Source organism: Enterovirga aerilata, assembly GCF_013044135.1.
GTDB classification, from domain to species: Bacteria; Pseudomonadota; Alphaproteobacteria; order Rhizobiales; family Beijerinckiaceae; genus Enterovirga; species Enterovirga aerilata.
Map to the genome: position 1 here is coordinate 304,542 of NZ_JABEPP010000006.1, position 17,428 is coordinate 321,969.

At 70.2% G+C, this 17,428-nt stretch carries 18 protein-coding genes; 17 read left to right on the forward strand and 1 reads right to left on the reverse strand.

The annotated features are described in order from the left end of the window. Window positions 1-46 precede the first annotated feature (46 nt). The 10 genes from HJG44_RS21005 to ribB all read left to right on the forward strand — a co-directional run bounded on the left by HJG44_RS21005 (window position 47) and on the right by ribB (window position 10,437). Window positions 47-949: a DnaJ C-terminal domain-containing protein gene (locus HJG44_RS21005; protein ID WP_171220293.1), complete on the forward strand. Its 903-nt coding sequence runs from the start codon at window positions 47-49 to the stop codon at window positions 947-949. Between the two features lie 116 nt (window positions 950-1,065). Next, a complete protein-coding gene (locus HJG44_RS21010) occupies window positions 1,066-1,314 on the forward strand; it encodes a hypothetical protein (protein WP_171220294.1) in 249 nt (82 codons plus the stop codon). Window positions 1,315-1,395: 81 nt separating this feature from the next. Beyond that, the gene (fabI, locus tag HJG44_RS21015; RefSeq protein ID WP_171220295.1) at window positions 1,396-2,220 is read left to right on the forward strand and encodes an enoyl-ACP reductase FabI; all 825 of its coding nucleotides are present in this window, start codon (window positions 1,396-1,398) and stop codon (window positions 2,218-2,220) included. Between the two features lie 19 nt (window positions 2,221-2,239). Then, complete coding sequence (locus HJG44_RS21020) at window positions 2,240-2,809, forward strand: histidine phosphatase family protein (protein WP_346767235.1); 570 nt, start codon at window positions 2,240-2,242, stop codon at window positions 2,807-2,809. Between the two features lie 184 nt (window positions 2,810-2,993). Further along, window positions 2,994-7,031, forward strand: coding sequence for a Pls/PosA family non-ribosomal peptide synthetase (locus tag HJG44_RS21025; RefSeq protein WP_171220296.1), 4,038 nt, complete (start codon window positions 2,994-2,996; stop codon window positions 7,029-7,031). 70 nt (window positions 7,032-7,101) lie between these two features. After that, window positions 7,102-7,482, forward strand: coding sequence for a hypothetical protein (locus HJG44_RS21030; RefSeq protein ID WP_171220297.1), 381 nt, complete (start codon window positions 7,102-7,104; stop codon window positions 7,480-7,482). A gap of 62 nt (window positions 7,483-7,544) precedes the next feature. Further along, window positions 7,545-8,648 carry a chorismate synthase gene (aroC, locus tag HJG44_RS21035; protein WP_171220298.1) on the forward strand — a complete coding sequence of 368 codons (1,104 nt, stop codon included), beginning with the start codon at window positions 7,545-7,547 and terminating at the stop codon, window positions 8,646-8,648. Next, window positions 8,645-8,938, forward strand: a complete 294-nt coding sequence (locus tag HJG44_RS21040) for a type II toxin-antitoxin system Phd/YefM family antitoxin (protein ID WP_174873202.1) — start codon at window positions 8,645-8,647, stop codon at window positions 8,936-8,938. Before aroC ends, HJG44_RS21040 begins: the two co-directional genes overlap by 4 nt. A gap of 28 nt (window positions 8,939-8,966) precedes the next feature. After that, window positions 8,967-9,365, forward strand: coding sequence for a type II toxin-antitoxin system VapC family toxin (locus HJG44_RS21045; protein ID WP_246736392.1), 399 nt, complete (start codon window positions 8,967-8,969; stop codon window positions 9,363-9,365). Window position 9,366: 1 nt separating this feature from the next. Beyond that, window positions 9,367-10,437 (forward strand): 3,4-dihydroxy-2-butanone-4-phosphate synthase, encoded by a 1,071-nt coding sequence (gene ribB / locus HJG44_RS21050; RefSeq protein WP_171220300.1) that lies wholly within the window; start codon window positions 9,367-9,369, stop codon window positions 10,435-10,437. Between the two features lie 21 nt (window positions 10,438-10,458). On the opposite strand, the gene HJG44_RS21055 is transcribed toward ribB, so the two are convergent. Continuing rightward, a complete protein-coding gene (locus HJG44_RS21055; protein WP_171220301.1) occupies window positions 10,459-11,388 on the reverse strand; it encodes a histone deacetylase family protein in 930 nt (309 codons plus the stop codon). Window positions 11,389-11,588: 200 nt separating this feature from the next. On the opposite strand from HJG44_RS21055, the gene HJG44_RS21060 reads away from it, so the two are divergent. From HJG44_RS21060 to HJG44_RS21090, 7 genes are all read left to right on the forward strand, one after another. Beyond that, window positions 11,589-12,179: a L,D-transpeptidase gene (locus HJG44_RS21060; protein ID WP_171220407.1), complete on the forward strand. Its 591-nt coding sequence runs from the start codon at window positions 11,589-11,591 to the stop codon at window positions 12,177-12,179. Between the two features lie 94 nt (window positions 12,180-12,273). Further along, entirely contained in the window at window positions 12,274-12,465 is a 192-nt protein-coding gene (locus HJG44_RS21065) for a hypothetical protein (RefSeq protein WP_171220302.1), read from the forward strand. Window positions 12,466-12,664: 199 nt separating this feature from the next. Next, the gene (locus HJG44_RS21070) at window positions 12,665-14,041 is read left to right on the forward strand and encodes an MFS transporter (RefSeq protein WP_346767231.1); all 1,377 of its coding nucleotides are present in this window, start codon (window positions 12,665-12,667) and stop codon (window positions 14,039-14,041) included. A 42-nt stretch (window positions 14,042-14,083) separates the two neighbouring features. Beyond that, on the forward strand, window positions 14,084-14,617 hold the full coding sequence (locus HJG44_RS21075) for a hypothetical protein (RefSeq protein ID WP_171220303.1): 534 nt from the start codon (window positions 14,084-14,086) through the stop codon (window positions 14,615-14,617). Window positions 14,618-14,664: 47 nt separating this feature from the next. Beyond that, complete coding sequence (locus tag HJG44_RS21080; protein WP_246736413.1) at window positions 14,665-15,366, forward strand: HAD family hydrolase; 702 nt, start codon at window positions 14,665-14,667, stop codon at window positions 15,364-15,366. Next, window positions 15,359-16,363, forward strand: a complete 1,005-nt coding sequence (locus HJG44_RS21085) for a cation diffusion facilitator family transporter (protein ID WP_171220304.1) — start codon at window positions 15,359-15,361, stop codon at window positions 16,361-16,363. Before HJG44_RS21080 ends, HJG44_RS21085 begins: the two co-directional genes overlap by 8 nt. A 99-nt stretch (window positions 16,364-16,462) precedes the next feature. After that, on the forward strand, window positions 16,463-17,359 hold the full coding sequence (locus HJG44_RS21090) for a protein-methionine-sulfoxide reductase heme-binding subunit MsrQ (protein WP_171220305.1): 897 nt from the start codon (window positions 16,463-16,465) through the stop codon (window positions 17,357-17,359). Window positions 17,360-17,428: the final 69 nt, after the last annotated feature.

A 17,428-nucleotide genomic window follows, 5' to 3' on the forward strand; every position in this document is an offset into this window, starting at 1 on the left:
CCATCTGCGGGGCGCAAGCCCCAATCAGGCAGAGGTTCGGAGGCCCATGCGTAACCCTTACGACATTCTCGGCGTGTCGAAATCCGCGAGCGACGCGGAGATCAAGAAGGCGTTCCGCAAGCTCGCCAAGCAGTACCATCCAGACCGCAACAAGGACGACCCCAAGGCGAAGGACAAGTTCGCCGAGGTGAACACCGCCTACGAGATCCTCGGCGACGCGGAGAAGCGCGCCCAGTTCGACCGCGGCGAGATCGACGCGGAAGGCAAGCCCCGCTTCCAGGGCTTCGAAGGATTCGGAGCGGGCGGCGCGCGCGAGGGCTTCTCCTTCGGGTTCGGCGGCGGCTCTCCCTTCGGCCGGAGCGGGCGCGGCGCCGGGGCGGAGGACATCTTCTCGCAGCTTTTCGGCGAGGCCATGCGGGGCGGCGGGAGGGCTCGGGCGATGCGGGGCGACGACATCGAGGCGACCCTCACGGTCGAGCTGGAGGACATCGCGACGGCGGCCAAGCAGCGGATCACCCTCCCGGGCGGGCGCGAGGTGGAGGTCACGCTGCCGCCGGGCGTCACCGACGGGCAGACGATCCGGCTCCGTGGGCTCGGCCGGCCGGGACATGGCGGCGGCGAGGCGGGGGATCTCCTGCTGACGCTGAAGATCGCGCCCCAGGACCGCTACACCATCGAGGGCAGCGACCTGCGCCTGCGGCTGCCCATCGACCTCGAGGATGCGGTGCTCGGCGGCAAGGTGCGGGTCCCGACCCCGACCGGCGTGGTCGAGATGAGCGTGCCGCCGATGACGAGCTCCGGCCGGACTTTCCGCCTGCGCGGCAAGGGGTTGCCGGCCAAGAACGGGCACGGCGACCTCCTGGTCACGGTGGAGATCCGGCTGCCGGAGAGGTCGGACGAGGATCTCGCCGAGTATGCGCGCAAGCGCCGCGCGGCACGGGTGAGGTAGCGCTGCCGCGGCCGCCCGTTTACCCGCCGCTAACCGTCCCAGAACAGCCACCGCACCGAGTCGGCTCTCGCTGCGTTCCCGTCCATGACCTGTCGGTCCTCGCGGGAGGGTGGTGCATGGACGAGACGACGCGCAGCGTGGCCTGGGCGATCGCCGAGGCGTGGTGGCGCAAGCGCAACCGGGTTGCGGCCGGCTCCGTCCCGGAGGCGAATTCCTCGACCGAATACGCCGACAATTTCTGGCAGAGCTGGGTGCCCGAAGCGAAATGCGCCATCCAGGCCATGGAAAAGTGCGCGGAAGCGCGTCTCGTCGCCGCCGTACAGCCCGCCGCGGCTCCGATCTCGCCCGTTATCGCCCGGATTTGAGGCAGGCGGCCCGCCCTTTCGCCACTTGAACGCGTCCGCTAGAAGCCGGTCTGGCGATCGAACGAGGCGGACGGGAAATCAATGGCGGACAACGCGGCCGCGGGCCTGCTTTCGGGAAAGCGCGGCCTCATCATGGGCGTCGCGAACAACCGCTCGATCGCCTGGGGTATCGCCAAGTCCGCCCGCCTGCACGGGGCGGAGCTCGCCTTCACCTACCAGGGCGACGCCCTGAAGAAGCGCGTCGAGCCCCTCGCGAGCGAGCTCGGCGGCCATGTCGTCGGCCATTGCGACGTGACGGACGCGGCCAGCCTGGATGCGGTCTTCGCCGAGACCGAGCGACTCTGGGGCGGGCTCGACTTCGTCGTCCACGCGATCGCCTTCTCGGACAAGGACGAGCTCACCGGCCGCTATGTCGACACGAGCGAGGCGAATTTCACCAAGTCGCTCCTCATCTCCTGCTACTCCTTCACGGCCGTCGCCCAGCGGGCCGAGAAGCTGATGGGGAAGGGCGGCTCGCTCCTCACGCTCACCTATTACGGCGCCGAGAAGTGGATGCCGCACTACAACGTGATGGGCGTCGCCAAGGCTGCGCTCGAGGCCTCCGTGCGCTATCTCGCGGCCGATCTCGGCCCGCAGGGCATCCGGGTGAACGCGATCTCGGCCGGCCCCATCAAGACGCTCGCGGCCTCCGGCATCGGCGATTTCCGCTACATCCTGAAGTGGAACGAATACAACTCGCCGCTGCGCAGGACGGTCACGATCGACGAGGTCGGCGAGACCGCCGCCTATCTCGTATCCGACATGTCGCGCGGCATGACCGGCGAGATCCTGCACGTGGATGCCGGCTACCACGTGGTCGGCATGAAGAATCCCGAGGCGCCAGACCTCACGCTCGAGCGCGAGTGACCGGGCCCTGTCGCCGCCCATCTATTTCGTCCGGCACGGCGAGACGGACTGGAACGCCGCGGCGCGGCTGCAGGGTCAGCAGGACATCCCTCTGAACCCGGTCGGAAGGGTCCAGGCCGAGGAGGCGGGCCGGAAGCTCGCGTTGCTGGTGCCCGACCCGGCCGCGCTGGACTATGTGGCGAGCCCGCTCGGCCGCACGCGCGAGACCATGGAGATCCTGCGCCGGACGCTCGGCCTCGACCCGGCCGGCTACCGCATGGACGGGCGCTTCGTCGAGCTGACCTTCGGAAGCTGGGAAGGCCTCACCTGGCGCGAGGTGAGAGGCAGGGAGGCCGCGCTCGCGGCGGCGCGCGAGCGCGACAAGTGGAATTTCGTTCCGCCGGGCGGCGAGAGCTACGCGATGCTCCTCCACCGGCTCCTGCCGGCCGCCCGCGAGCTCAGCCGGCCGACCGTGCTCGTCTCGCATGGCGGGGTCGCCCGCGCGCTGCTCGCCGGGCTCTGCGGAGTTCCGGTGCACGAGGCTCCCCGGGTCGACATCTGGCAGGGACGCATCCTCGTCTTCGAGCACGGACGGCACTGCTGGACCTGAACCGGCCGAACCGGCTGCCGCTGCCAGAGTTCACTCCCGGTTAAGCCTGTTGTTGCGCAGGTTGGGGCGGCCGGTCGCAGGGCCGGCGCGGGACGGGGAACCGGGTGGCTGCTAAGGGAGCGCCCCGCGGCAACCGGACGTGAACCCGGCTCATGCGATGCCGGGGCGGGGTGGGACGGACGTCATGAAGCTTGCGGACGCGACTGCGCTGCGGTTGCCGGAGGACAGCGCGGTCGCCATCCTGAGAGGGCCCGTCCGTGACGATCTGATCCGCGACGAGGTTCTGTCGGAGATCTTCGCGGCCACCGTGGCCGCCCGGCCGGATGCCACCGCAATCGTCTTCGGCGAGCGGCGCTACACCTATGCGGAAGTCGATCGCGATTCCGCGGAGCTGGCGCGCGGCCTCGTCCGGCTCGGCATCGGTCCCGGAGACGTCGTCGGGCTCTGGATGGAGCGCGGCGCGGAGCTCCTGATCGCGCAGATCGCGATCACACGAACCGGGGCGGCATGGCTTCCCTTCGACGCCGATGCGCCGGCCGACCGCATCGCCGTGTGCCTGGAGGATTGCGGCGCGAAGGGTCTGCTGACGAGCGAGGGCCTGTCCGCCCGTGCTCCGCGGACGCGGCCGGTCCTGACCGCGCCGCAGCTTCGCGACCTCTCCGACACCCGCCCGCTCGATCCCCGCGCCGCCGGGCTGACGCCCGGGCATCCGGCCTACATGATCTACACCTCCGGCTCGACAGGCGTGCCGAAGGGCATCGTCATCACGCAGCGGAACATCTGCCACTTCCTTCGATCCGCCAACGAGATCTACGGGTTCCGGGCGGAGGACGTGGTGTTCCAGGGCGCCTCCGTCGCGTTCGACCTGTCGATGGAGGAGATCTGGATCCCGCTGATGGTCGGGGCGACGCTCTTCGTTGCGACCCCCGCCCTCATGGGCGATGTCGAACGCCTTCCGGATCTGCTGGAAGAGGCGGGCGTGACCGTGATCGACACGGTCCCGACGCTTCTCACCATGCTGCCGCGGGACATTTCCGGACTGCGCCTGATCCTCCTCGGCGGCGAGGCTCTTCCCGCGCCGCTCCTCGCGCGCTGGGCGAAGCCGGGGCGCCGCCTCTTCAACACCTATGGACCGACGGAGGCGACGGTCGTCGCCACCGTGGCCGAACTCCGTGCCGGAGATCCGGTCACGATCGGGCGGCCGATCCCGAACTACACCGCCTACGTGGTCGGTGAGGACGGGCGGCTCTGCGGGCCGGGCATGCCGGGCGAGCTTCTCATCGGCGGCCCGGGCATTGCGCAGGGCTATCTCGCCCGCCCGGAGCTGACCGCGGAGAAGTTCATCAAGAATCCCTTCGGCGGGGACGGGCGCGATCCGATCCTCTACCGGTCCGGGGACGCGGTGAGCCTGACGGAGGACGGCGATCTCGCCTTCCACGGCCGCATCGACGACCAGGTCAAGATACGCGGCTTCCGGGTGGAGCTCGGCGAGATCGAGGCGCGGCTGACCGCGATGCCGGGCGTGGCGCAGGCCGCGGTGGTCCTCCGCAGCGACGAGGGAATCGACCGGCTGGTCGCCTTCCTGGTGCCGGAGCGGGACGCCCCGCCCGAGACGCGCGACCTGCGCGACCGTCTCCGCAGGGAGGTCCCGCCCTATATGGTGCCGGACCATTTCGAGACCGCGTCGGAGCTGCCGCGGCTGTCCTCGGGCAAGGTGGACCGCAAGCGCCTGAAGGCCGTTCCGATCGCCTATGGCGATGCGGGCGGCGAGCAGGAGATGCCGGCCAACGAGACGGAGGCGGCGCTGCTGGTCGCCGCAAAGCGCGTGCTCGGGGAGCGGCCGCTCGCGCTGGACGGCGACTTCTTCACCGATCTCGGCGGCCATTCGCTTCTCGCGGCCCGGTTCGTCTCGGCCGTGCGCGAGGATCCGGCGCTCGCCTCGCTGACCATGCAGGACGTCTACAGGCACCGTACGCTGCGGGCATTGGCCGACGTGCTGATCGAGCGCACGGGCGGGGTCGGCTCCGCCCCGGTCCAGCGTGACCTCTCCTTCGAGCACCCATCCCTGACGCGGCGCTTCCTCTGCGGCCTCGCGCAGGCGATCGCGCTGCCCTTCGTGCTCGGCCTCGTCACCCTGCAATGGCTCGGCCTCTTCATGGCCTCCGTGTTCCTCGTCCAGGGGGAGGTCGGCTTCCTCGGCGAGATGGCGATCCTGCTCGGGGTCTACACGGTCATCAATCTCGGCACGAAAGCGCTGATCATCGGCCTGAAATGGCTCATCATCGGCCGCACCCGGCCCGGCCGATACCCGCTCTGGGGCACGTATTATTTCCGCCTCTGGCTCGTTCAGCGCCTCCTGCAGGTCACCACGCTCAAGTTCCTGCAGGGCTCGCCGCTGATGCGCTTCTACCTGCGCGCGCTCGGCGCCAAGGTGGGCCGCGACGCGATCATCTCGGAATTCGAGAGCGGCGCGATCGACCTTCTCACCATCGGCGACGGCGCGAGCGTGGGGACGAAGTGCCGCCTGGCGACCTTCGAGGTCGTTGGAAACGAGGTCATCGTCGGGCCGATCGAGATCGGGCCGGACGCCTATATCGGCAATTCCTGCGTGATCGGGCCGGGCGCGAAGCTGGAGCGGGGCGTCGAGCTGTCCGACCTGACCCACATACCGGCCGGGCGGACGGTCGGCTCATACGAGCACTGGGACGGCTCGCCCGCCCGGAAGGTCGGGATGGTGGATGTCGCGAGCCTGCCGCCGCAATCGGAGGCCGGGCCGCTGCGCCGGGCGGTGCAGGGCGCGCTCTACGCCGTCGCCTACGTCATCATCCTCATGCTGGGGCTCGTCCCGATCTTCCCGGCCTTCTACGTCCTCTACAACCTGAACACCTTCTTCACGGGCGTGAACGACTACAACGTGAGCTGGTCGGCGCTGCCCATGTACACCTGGCCGACCGCCTTCGTACTGGTGGTCGCATCCGTGCTCATCATCATCGCGGTCCGGTGGATCGTGCTTCCACGGGTCCGAGAGGGGACGTTCTCGATCCATAGCTGGTTCTATCTGCGCAAATGGATCGTCGGGCTCGCGACGGAGGTTACCCTCGAGACCCTGAACTCGCTCTATGCGACGATCTACATGCGGTACTGGTACCGCCTGATGGGCGCGAAGATCGGCAAGGGCTCGGAAATCTCGAGCAACCTCGCCGGGCGCTACGATCTCGTCGACATCGGCAAGAACAACTTCCTCGGCGACGAGGTCATCTTCGGCGACGAGGAGGTGCGGCGCGGCTGGATGACCTTGAAGCGGGTCAGGACCGGCGACCGGGTCTTCGTCGGCAACGACGCCGTGATCGCGGGCGGGGCGGATCTAGCCGACGGCACGCTCATCGGCGTGAAGTCGAAGCTGCCGGACAGCCTGAAGACGGGCCCGAACGAGACCTGGTTCGGGACGCCGGCCATCAGCGTGCCGAGCCGGCAGAAGGTCGATATGGGCGCGGTCTGGACCTACGATCCGCCTAAGGTCTACGTTCTGCGGCGGGCGATCTTCGAGGGCCTGCATACCTCGCTTCCGACCGCCGTGTTCATCACGTTCGGCTACATGGCCGCCGACCTGATGGCCGACCCGATCGATACGGGGAACTGGTGGGCCGCCCTCGGCATCTTCCTCGCCGCCGGCGTCGTGATCGCGCTCATCATGGTGGCGATCTCGGCGGCGATCAAATGGGCGCTCATGGGCGCCTACAGGCCCGTGATGAAGCCGATGTGGTCGTGGTGGGCCATGCGGACGGAGGCCGTCGCGGTCCTCTACGGCGGGCTCGTTGGCAAGGCGTCGCTCGAATTCACGCGCGGAACGCCCTTCCTGCCCTGGCTGCTGCGGCTCTACGGGACGAAGATCGGCAAGGGCGTCTATCTCGACTGCACCGACTTCACCGAGTTCGACTGCGTGAGGATCGGCGATTTCTGCGTCTTCAACGACCACGCGGTCCTGCAGACGCATCTCTACGAGGACCGGATCATGAAGGTCGGCCTGATCGAGCTCGGGCGCGGCGTGTCGGTCGGACCGAACACCACCGTCCTCTACGATACGAGGATCGGCGACTACGCCCGGCTCGGGCCGCTGACCATCGTGATGCGGGGCGAGTCGATCCCCGGGCACTCCGAATGGGGCGGCGCGCCGGCGGTGCCGGTCCTGCACGAGCCCGCCCAGCCGCGCCTCGCGGCGTGAGAGCGGCCGTGTCTTTGCATGGAACTCCTCCCCTGCCGATCCTGACGGGGGCGGAAGGCTGGAGGTGACGATGCGCGCGATGATCCTGCTGGTAGCCGCGTCCTGCGCCCTCGGGGCCTGCCTTGCCGAGGGCGCGCTCGCGCAGACGGCGCCTGCGCCCCAGCCGCCCGGCACCGCCCAGCCCGTTCCGAGCGGAGCGGCGCCCGCGGCCGAGCCGGTCACCACCGGCAGCCCCCGGCCGGGCGCGCGGCCTGCCACGGCGCCCTCGCAGCCCGGCGGCATCTATGCGCGGCCCGGCCGCTGCCGCGAGCTCGCGATCAAGCGCAACCTGTACGGCCTCGCGCGGCAGCGCTTCATCAAGCGCTGCCGGATCGCGCGCCGCTCGATGCCGCGGCCGGCTCCGGCCGCGCCGTCGCCGTCGCAGCCGGCGCCCGCGAAGCCGCCGGGCTAGCGGCAAAGCGGCGGCCGGGAGGCTTTCGCGGAGGCATGGCGCCGGGCTAAACCCCTGGCGCCATGTCCCACAACACCTTCGGCCACCTGTTTCGAGTCACGACCTTCGGCGAGAGCCACGGGCCGGCGCTCGGCTGCGTGGTCGACGGCTGCCCGCCGCTGATCCCGCTGGACGCGGCGGACATCCAGGCCGAGCTCGACCGGCGCCGCCCGGGGCAGTCCCGCTTCACGACCCAGCGGCGCGAGCCGGACGAGGTCCGGATCCTGTCGGGCGTGTTCACGGACGAGCGCAGCGGACGCCAGGTCACGACCGGCACCCCGATCGCACTCCTGATCGAGAACGTCGACCAGCGCTCCAAGGATTACGGGGAGATCAGGGAAACCTACCGCCCCGGCCATGCGGATTACACCTACGACGCCAAGTACTGCATCCGCGACTATCGCGGCGGCGGGCGCTCCTCCGCGCGCGAGACGGCGGCGCGCGTCGCGGCCGGCGCCATCGCCCGCAGGATCCTGCCCGGAATCGCCATCCGGGGCGCGGTGGTGAAGATCGGCCCGCATGAGGTGGACCGGTCCCGGTGGGACTGGGACGAGGTGGACCGGAACCCGCTCTTCTGCCCGGACGCGAGAACGGCGGAGCTCTGGGCCGAGTATCTGGACGGCATCCGCAAGGACGGATCCTCGATCGGGGCGGTCGTCGAAGTCGTGGCCGAGGGCGTGCCGGTCGGGCTCGGGGCGCCGGTCTACGGCAAGCTCGATGCGGATCTCGCGGCCGCGCTCATGTCGATCAACGCCGTCAAGGGAGTCGAGATCGGCGACGGCTTCGCCGCGGCCGAGCTGCGTGGGGAGGAGAACGCCGACGAGATGCGGCCGGGCAATTCCGGAGCGCCCGTCTTCCTCTCCAACCACGCCGGCGGCATCCTCGGCGGCATCTCGACGGGGCAGCCGATCGTGGCCCGGTTCGCGGTCAAGCCGACCTCGTCCATCCTGAAGCCGCGCGCCACCATCAACCGCGCCGGCGAGGCCGCGGATATCGTGACCAAGGGCCGGCACGACCCCTGCGTGGGCATCCGGGCGGTGCCGGTCGGCGAGGCGATGCTGGCCTGCGTGCTCGCGGACCATTATCTCCGTCACCGTGGGCAGGTGGGCGAGAGGGCGCCGGGATGAGCCAGGTCGACATCGAAGCGGCGGCCGGGGACCTTCAGGGCCTCGTCGCTCGGGCCCGTTCTGGCGAGGAGGTCGTTCTGATCGAGGGCGGCCGGCCGATGGCAAAGCTCGTGCCAATCATCCAGCACACGGGCGAAGACCTGCCGCCGCGGCAACTCGGCCTTGCTCGCGGGCGGTGGAATGTCCCGGAGGACTTCGATACTCCGCTTCCCGAAGAGGTGGTTGCGCTCTTCTACGAAGGGCCTCTCTTCCCAGAGGATCCCTCGCCTTCGCGGAAGGATAAGCCGTGAGCGGCGCGGCCTGTAGATGAGGCTGTTGTTGGACACTCACGTGTTGATGTGGGCGCTGTCCGAGCCGGAGCGACTGCCGGTGCATTCGAGGGATATCGTATCGGACAGGCGCCACGAGGTCTTCTTCAGCGCGGCGAGCATCTGGGAGTGCGCGATCAAGTACGCCTTGAGGCGACCCGGGTTCCGGCACGATCCCCGCTTCCTGGCTGCCGATGCTCTCCAGACGGGCTTCGTCGAGCTTCCGGTTGCCTCCCGGGCAGCGATCCGCGTTGCCAGCCTTCCTGCACATCACCGTGATCCGTTCGATCGTCTGCTGATTGCACAGGCAATCGACCAAGACGCCTTGCTGCTTACGGCCGACGCCGCGCTCGCTGTATATGGGCCCCCTGTCCTGATGCTCGGCGCAGTTCCGAGCCGAGAAACCTGACATGCCCAACACCGTCACTGAAGCCGTCGAGGCCTTCGCCCGGGGCGAGATCGTGGTCGTCACGGATGACGACGACCGCGAGAACGAGGGGGACCTCGTCGTCGCAGCCTCGCTCTGCACGCCGGAGAAGATGGCCTTCATCATCCGCAATACCTGCGGGATCGTCTGCGCGCCGCTGACCGCGGCGGAGGCGCGCCGGCTGCGCCTCGACCCGATGGTCGCCTCGAACGACGCCCCGCTCGGCACCGCCTTCACGGTGTCCGTCGACGTGAAGCACGGGCTCACCACGGGGATCTCGGCCGAGCAGCGCACGAACACCGTGCGGGCGCTCGCCAACAACAACATGGGGGCGGCCGATTTCGTCCGACCGGGCCACGTCTTCCCGCTGATCGCGCGGGACGGCGGCGTGCTCATGCGGTCGGGGCACACCGAGGCCGCCGTGGACCTCTGCCGGCTCGCGGGGCTGCCGGAGGTGGGCGTGATCTGCGAGCTCGCCAACGACGACGGCACCGTCATGAAGGGCGAGCAGATCGCCGCCTTCGCCGAGCGGCACGGGCTGAAGCGCATCTCGGTCGCCGACCTCATCGCCTATCGGCAGGCGCGCGAGAAGCTCGTCGAGCGGCTCGGGACCTTCCCGGTCAAGACCGAATACGGCCAGCTCACCGGCTACGCCTATGCGACGCCGTTCGACCAGGTGCAGCACTACGCCTTCGTGCTCGGCCGCGTCGGCGACGGACGCAACATCCTGGCGCGCCTGCACCGGGCCAACGTGCTGACGGACGTGCTCGGCGGCGGGCAGACGATCCGGGCCTCGCTGGAGCGCTTCGCCCAGGAGGGCAGGGGAGTCCTGGTCTATCTCCGGGACGGCACCGCCGGGGTGCCGCTCACCTCCTTCTCGGAGGAGGAGGATTCGGACAGCAAGCGCATCCGGCTGTGGCGCGAGATCGGGGTCGGAGCGCAGATCCTGCGGGACCTCGGCGTGACCTCGATCCGCAATCTCGCCACCGGGTCCAGGTCCTATGTCGGCCTGTCCGGCTTCGGGATCGAGATCGTGAGCTCCGAGCCGGTCTGACGAGGCTGGCGCGCGGCCGGCTCACGCCTCCATGAGCGTCCGGACATGGGCGGCGACGGAGTCCGACAGGCCCTGAAGGTCGTACCCGCCCTCCAGCAGCGACACGACCCGCCCGCCGCAGCGGCGCGCGGCGAGGTCCATGAGCCTGCGGGTCGCCCAGGCGAAATCCTCCGCCTCGAGCCGCAGATTGGCCAGCGGATCGCGCCAATGGGCGTCGAAGCCGGCCGAGATGATCACGAGGTCGGGCGCGAAATCCTCCAGCCGCGGCATGATGCGGGTGTCGAATGCCTCGCGGAAGGTCTCGCCGTCCGCGCCCGGCCGCAGCGGCGCGTTCACGATCGTGTCGAAGTCCCCCCGCTCGGAGAGCGCGCCCGTGCCGGGATAGAGCGGCATCTGGTGGGTCGAGGCATAGAGCACCGTCTGGTCCGACCAGAAGATGTCCTGGCTGCCGTTGCCGTGATGGACGTCCCAGTCCACGATCGCGACGCGCTCGGCGCCGTGCTTCGTCTGCGCATGCCGCGCCGCGACCGCCGCGTTGTTGTAGAAGCAGAAGCCCATGGCGCGGGTGCGCTCGGCATGGTGCCCGGGCGGCCGCATGGCCGAGAACGCATTGGCGGCGGCGCCGGTCATCACGGCGTCCACGGCCTGGACGGCCGCCCCGACGCCGCGCTGGATGGCCTCGAGCGTGCCCGGCGACATCACCGTGTCGGAATCGATGCCGACGAGCCCCTCCTCGGGCGCGGCCTTCTCGATCGCCTCGACATAGGCGCGCGGATGCGCGAGCGCGATCGTGTCGATGCCGGCCCGCTCCGCCAGCCGGCGCTCGAGCGTCGAGAACTCCTCCGCGGCCAGCGCCCGTTCCACGGCCCGGATCCGGTCCGGTCGTTCGGGATGGCCCGTGGGAGTCCTGTGCTCGAGCACGGCGGGATGGTGGAGGAGAAGCGTCGTCATCGGGCGTCCGGAGTTCCCGCCGACACTCGCAGCCCCGGCGGGCACTGTCCACGGGTGCCGATTGTGACGCGCCTGCAACACCTGGCGGAGAAGCTTCCCGGTCCGCTCAATGGCGCAAGTCCTGCCCCGATTGCGGATTATCGGCTTAGGTCGTGGTTAACGAAGCCCTGTCAGGCGTGGCGGAGGGCTGGGGGACGATGATGCGGAAATCGGCGCCGGTTCTGGCGATGATGCTTGCCGGAACTCTCGGTCTGGGCGGCTGCTTCTCGGCTGTGCCGGACCCGAAGGTGTCCGAGCTCGACGCCAAGTACATGGCCATGGTGCCGCAGGCGGAGATCGATCCCCATTTCGCGCGCTACCAGATCGACGATCCGACCGGCGAGGCGCCGGGGACGATCGTCGTGGAGACCAAGCAGCGCCAGCTCTACTACGTCCTGCCCGGGAAGAAGGCGATCCGCTACGGCGTTTCGGTCGGCGACGAGGCCTTCGGCTGGACGGGGACGGCCGAGGTCGCCCGGAAGGCGGAGTGGCCGGCCTGGAACCCGCCGGCCGAGATGAAGAAGCGGTGGCCGCATGTCCATGCGGTCGAGGGCGGTCCGAACTCGCCGCTCGGCGCGCGGGCGCTCTACCTGCACCAGAACGGCAAGGACACGCTCTATCGCATCCATGGCACGAACGAGCCCGAGAAGATCGGCCAGGCCGTCTCATCCGGCTGCATCCGGATGCGCAACATGGACGTGGTCGAGCTCTACAACCGCGTCCCGGTCGGCGCGAAGGTGATCGTCCGGTAAATGCCGGCAGCCGCTCCGGCGCCGAGCTCCGGCGGCGCTCTCTAGCCAGAGGCGGCCGCATCGCCCATGCTGCGCACCTCCGAAAGAGGCAGCCATGCGGAAGCTGGTGTGGTCGGTGATCCTCGTCGCGGCCGGCGCGCTGGTCCAGCCCGCGGCCGCGCAGTTCGGCATGTCGACATCCCCCCTGATCGGGCCTGCCCCGAATTCGGCAGAGGCGGCCCCGGCCGGGACCGCCAAGAAGGCCGCGGTCCCGAAGCGGGCGAAGAAGAAGATGCGGCGCCGCTGAGGCGAAATCGGCGTTGATCCTCGGCGCCGCAGCGGGTGCATCGCGGCCGGCGCGCCGGCCTTCGCCCAGGGGAAAGCTGCCCGATGCGGGGGTTGGCCCCACAAGCCGGGGTCAGCCGGGCCTGATCCTGAGGGCAGCCCCGCATTGCCCCGCCGCAGGTTTCGGCGTTAAGCCCTGGCGCGGCGAAGGCGAGGGCAGGGTGACGCAAGCGGTCGATCCGGAAGACGGGCTGCCACTCCCGCAGCGCTACTGGTCGATCATCGTCATCGCGCTCGCCATCACCATGGCGGTGCTGGACGGGGCAGTGGCCAATGTCGCGCTCCCGACGATCGCCCGCGAGTTCCGGGTCGACTCGGCCGACGCGATCTGGATCGTCAACGCGTATCAGCTCGCGGTGGTCGTCTCGCTCCTGCCCTTCGCGGCGCTCGGCGAGATCGTGGGCTATGCCCGAATCTACCTGATCGGGCTCGCCCTCTTCACGCTGGCCTCGCTCGCCTGCGCTCTCTCCTCGACGCTGCTCGAGCTGACCGCAGCCCGCATCCTGCAGGGTTTCGGCGCGGCCGGGATCATGGCGATCAACGCCGCGCTCGTGCGCTTCACCTATCCGGCGCGGCTCCTCGGGCGCGGGATCGGGCTCAACGCCTTCGTCGTCTCCCTGGCCTCCGCGGTCGGGCCGACGGTCGCGGCCGCCATCCTCGCGACCGCCTCCTGGCAATGGCTCTTCGCCATCAACGTCCCGATCGGGATCGTGACCTTCGCGATCGCCGTCAAGGCGCTGCCCCGGACCGTGCGGACGGCGCGGCGGTTCGACTTCGTGAGCGCGCTGCTCAACGCGCTCGCCTTCGGGCTCGTCATCGCGGGGATCGACCTCGTGATGAGGTCGCCGAACCTGCCGCTCGGCCTCGGCACGCTGGCCTGCGGCGTCGCCGCGGCGGCGGCGCTCGCCGTGCGCGAGCTCAACCGCACCCATCCGCTCCTGCCGCTGGACCTCCTGCGCATCCCGGTCTTCGGCCTCTCGGTCGCGACCTCCATCTGCTCCTTCTGCGCGCAGATGCTCGCGCTCGTGTCGCTGCCCTTCCATTTCGAGGGCACCCTCGGCAGGACCGCCGTCGAGACCGGGCTCCTGCTCACGCCCTGGCCCATCGCGATCGGCATCGTCGGCCCGATCGCCGGCCGGCTCTCGGACCGCTACCCGGCAGCGATCCTCGGCGGGACGGGGCTTCTGCTCCTGTCGATAGGCCTTGCCCTGCTCGCCCTCATGCCGGACACCGCCTCCTCGCTGGATATCGGCTGGCGGATGGTGATCTGCGGGATCGGCTTCGGCCTGTTCCAGGCACCGAACAACCGCGCCATGATCTCGGCGGCGCCGCGGACCCGCAGCGGCGCCGCGGGCGGCATGCTGGCGACGGCGCGCCTGACCGGCCAGACGCTCGGGGCGACGCTCGTCGCGATCTTCCTGACGCTGAGCCCGACGGGGGGCGAGACGATCTCGCTCGCGGTCGGAGCTGCGCTCGCGCTCCTGGGCGCCGCCGCCTCGGTATCGCGCCTTCCGGCGGAGCTTCGGGCGCGCGCCTGAACGCCGCCTCGACCGGATCGTGCGCCTTCGGTAGAAGGGGCCATGCTCGATCCTGCCGCTTTCGCCTCGACGCCCGCGCCGGGCCGCGATTGCGGCGCCTGCACGCTCTGCTGCAAGGTCTACGACGTGCCGGCGCTGGACAAGCCCGCCGGAACATGGTGCCGGCACTGCCAGCCGGGCCGGGGCTGCGGCATCCACGAGACGCGCCCGCAGCATTGCCGTTCCTTCCACTGCCTCTGGATGACGGAAACCTGGCTGGGTCCGGAATGGAAACCGGATCGCGCGAAGCTCGTGCTGTCGGTCGATCCCGCGACGCGCTTCCTCCTGGTGCAGGTCGACCCCGGAGCCCCGGGCGCCTGGCGCCGCGAACCCTATTATGCCCAGCTCAAGAGCTGGGCCGCGGCCGGAGCCCAGCAGGCGCGGCACGTCATCGTGTTCCTCAACAAGAATGCCACCGTGGTGCTGCCCGACCGGGACGTGCCGCTCGGCGTGATGGGCCCGAACGATCGGATCGTGGCGCGGCCCCGGAGCACGCCGCAAGGCATGACCCTCGACGTCGAGAAGGTCGCCGCCTGATCTCCTCGCCGCCCACCCCGTCCGGTCCCGGCGCCCTGAAGGCGCTCCTGTTCGACAAGGACGGCACCCTCATCGACTTCGACCGTACCTGGGGGCCGGCGGCCTACGAGGTGATGACGACGCTCGCCGGCGGCGACCGCGCGAGGCTCGAGCGGCTGATGCTGGTGAGCGAATATGTGGAGGAGGAGCGCCGCTTCCTTCCCACCTCGCCGCTGATTGCCGGATCCTCCGCCCATTACGGGCCGCTCTGGGCGGGAGCGCTCGGTCGCGAGCCGGGCGAGGCGCTCTATCGCGAGATGGACGATCTCTTCCGCCTCGGTGGGCTGCGCCATCTCGCGCCGATCGGCGCGCCGGCCGCGATCCTTCGCGAGCTGGCGGGGCGGGGCCTGCATCTCGGGATCGCCACGAACGATGCGGAGGCCTCCGCCCGGGCGCAGGCCGAGGCGCTCGGATTGTGCGATCTCGTCGGCTTCGTGGCCGGCTACGATTCCGGCTTCGGCGGCAAGCCGGATCCCGGCATGGTCACGGCCTTCGTCGAGCGGCACGGACTCGCGCCTTCGGAGGTGGCGCTGATCGGCGATTCGAAGCACGATCTCCTGGCCGCGCGCGCGGCGGGCGTTCGGGCTGTCGCGGTGCTCACCGGTCCGCTGCGCGACGCCGCGCGGCCGGAGATCGAGCCGCATGCGGACCATGTGCTGGGTTCGATCTCGGACCTGCCGGCCTGGCTGGACGGAGAGCTGGATGGCTGACCGGGCTTCACCTCGGGACCATGCCCCCCATGACCATCGCCATGATCACGCGCCTGGCCACGAGCACGGCCATCCGGCCCATGACCATCATCATCATGGCGGGCTCGGCCATGTCCACGCTCCGGCGAGCTTCGGCCGCGCCTTCGCGATCGGCATTTCGCTCAATGTCGGGATCGTCATCCTGCAGGCCGTCTACGGCTATCTGTCGAATTCCGTCGCCCTGATCGCGGATGCCGGGCACAACCTGTCCGACGTGCTCGGTCTCGTGGTCGCCTGGGCTGCGACCGTGCTCGCCGCGCGGCCGCCGAGCTCGCGCTTCACCTATGGCCTGCGCGGCTCCTCGATCCTGGGGGCCATGTTCAACGCGGTGTTCCTGCTCGTCGCGGTCGGCGCCCTGTCCTGGGAGGCCGTCGGCCGCCTCGTCGAGCCCGAGCCCGTGGCCGGGATCACCGTCATCGTGGTCGCGGCTATCGGCATGGTCCTGAACGGCTTCACGGCCTGGCTCTTCGCCGGGGGAGGCAAGAGCGACCTCAACATCCGCGGCGCGTACCTGCACATGGCGGCCGATGCCGCGGTCTCGGCCGGGGTGGTGGTCGCGGGCTTCGTGATCCTGACGACGGGATGGCTCTGGCTGGACCCGGCAGTCAGCCTCGTCATCAACGCCATCATCGTCTGGGGCACCTGGAGCCTGCTCCGCGAGAGCCTGGTCATGTCGCTCGCGGCCGTTCCGGCCGGCATCGACCCGGAGGAGGTTCGCGCCTTTCTGGCGGCGCAGCCGGGCGTGGCCGAGCTTCACGATCTCCATATCTGGCCGATCTCGACGACCGAGACGGCGCTCACCGCGCATCTTGCGATGCCGGGCGGCCATCCCGGCGACGGCTTCCTCATGCGGCTCGCGGCCGAGCTCAATGCGCGGTTCCGCATCGGGCACGTGACGCTCCAGGTCGAGACGGATCCGGCGACGGTCTGCGCGCTCGCGCCGGCGCATGTCGTGTGAGGCTCCGCCGATCGTGATCGCCGCGGAGCGGTGCCGCGGGGACTGAACTGCCCCGCCCGGGCGTTACCGGCAGGGGAAGCCGAACCGGGTACGGACCGCATGGACATCTCCCTCGCACTCTGGCGCGACCGCAAGGGCAACCTCTCCGTCCTGCGCATCGTGACGCTCGCGGTCCTGCTGTGGCCGGCCGTCCTCGCCGTCTTCGATACCGGCCGGGGCGGGCTCGGGCCGCGCCCGCTGAACGAGGTGATCCACCGTTCCGGCTGGTGGGCGCTCGTCTTCCTCATGGCCTCGCTCGCGGTCACGCCGCTGCGTCAGGCGGGCGGCTTCGCTCGGCTCTTCGAGGTGCGGCGGATGATCGGCGTCGCGTCCTTCTGCTACGCGGCCGCGCATCTCGCCCTCTACGTCGTCGACCAGCGGCTCGACCTGGTGAAGGTCGCGACCGAGATCGCCTCCCGCCTCTACCTGACGATCGGCTTCGTCGCGCTGCTCGGGCTGGCCGCGCTCGGCGCCACCTCCAACGACGCCATGCTCAGGCGCCTCGGCGGGCTCAGGTGGCGGCGCCTGCACCGGCTCGCCTACGGTATCGCGCTCCTCGCCCTGGTCCACTTCTTCCAGCAGACCAAGGCGGACATTGCGGAGCCAACGCTCTTCGCCGGGCTCTTCGCCTGGATGATGGGCTACCGGATCCTCGCCCGCGCGGGCGGCAACGCGCTGGCCTGGCCGCGTCTGCTCCTCCTCGCGCTCCTGGCGGGGGGCCTGACCTTCGCGGGCGACGCGCTCGGGCTCTGGCTCACGGCCGGGCGCCCGCCGCCGCTGGACTTCCTGCCGCTCTATGCCGGCGCGGCGCTTGATCCCGACCTCGGCATCCGGCCGGGCTGGCCGGTCCTCGCGGCCGGGATCGCGGTCGCCCTCCTGGAGGCGGCGCGATCGGCGCGGCGCCGCCTTGCCCCGCCCCGCCCGCGCAGGCCGGTCGCCGCCTCCGCGGCGTCCTGACGCGCATCGCACCATCGTCCAGATTGCGGAGTCCTTGCCCTCGCTTATGTTGCGCGCGCAAGCTTGAGC

Excerpts from the sequence above, each read along its gene's own strand:
- fabI (WP_171220295.1), top strand. The coding sequence starts at position 1,396 with ATGGCGGACAACGCGGCCGCGGGCCTGCTTTCGGGAAAGCGCGGCCTC.
- HJG44_RS21025 (WP_171220296.1), top strand. The coding sequence starts at position 2,994 with ATGAAGCTTGCGGACGCGACTGCGCTGCGGTTGCCGGAGGACAGCGCG.
- HJG44_RS21055 (WP_171220301.1), bottom strand. The coding sequence starts at position 11,388 with ATGACGACGCTTCTCCTCCACCATCCCGCCGTGCTCGAGCACAGGACT.
- HJG44_RS21065 (WP_171220302.1), top strand. The coding sequence starts at position 12,274 with ATGCGGAAGCTGGTGTGGTCGGTGATCCTCGTCGCGGCCGGCGCGCTG.
- ribB (WP_171220300.1), top strand. The coding sequence starts at position 9,367 with ATGCCCAACACCGTCACTGAAGCCGTCGAGGCCTTCGCCCGGGGCGAG.
- HJG44_RS21090 (WP_171220305.1), top strand. The coding sequence starts at position 16,463 with ATGGACATCTCCCTCGCACTCTGGCGCGACCGCAAGGGCAACCTCTCC.
- HJG44_RS21030 (WP_171220297.1), top strand. The coding sequence starts at position 7,102 with ATGCGCGCGATGATCCTGCTGGTAGCCGCGTCCTGCGCCCTCGGGGCC.
- HJG44_RS21085 (WP_171220304.1), top strand. The coding sequence starts at position 15,359 with ATGGCTGACCGGGCTTCACCTCGGGACCATGCCCCCCATGACCATCGC.
- HJG44_RS21040 (WP_174873202.1), top strand. The coding sequence starts at position 8,645 with ATGAGCCAGGTCGACATCGAAGCGGCGGCCGGGGACCTTCAGGGCCTC.
- aroC (WP_171220298.1), top strand. The coding sequence starts at position 7,545 with ATGTCCCACAACACCTTCGGCCACCTGTTTCGAGTCACGACCTTCGGC.
- HJG44_RS21060 (WP_171220407.1), top strand. The coding sequence starts at position 11,589 with ATGCGGAAATCGGCGCCGGTTCTGGCGATGATGCTTGCCGGAACTCTC.
- HJG44_RS21005 (WP_171220293.1), top strand. The coding sequence starts at position 47 with ATGCGTAACCCTTACGACATTCTCGGCGTGTCGAAATCCGCGAGCGAC.
- HJG44_RS21075 (WP_171220303.1), top strand. The coding sequence starts at position 14,084 with ATGCTCGATCCTGCCGCTTTCGCCTCGACGCCCGCGCCGGGCCGCGAT.
- HJG44_RS21010 (WP_171220294.1), top strand. The coding sequence starts at position 1,066 with ATGGACGAGACGACGCGCAGCGTGGCCTGGGCGATCGCCGAGGCGTGG.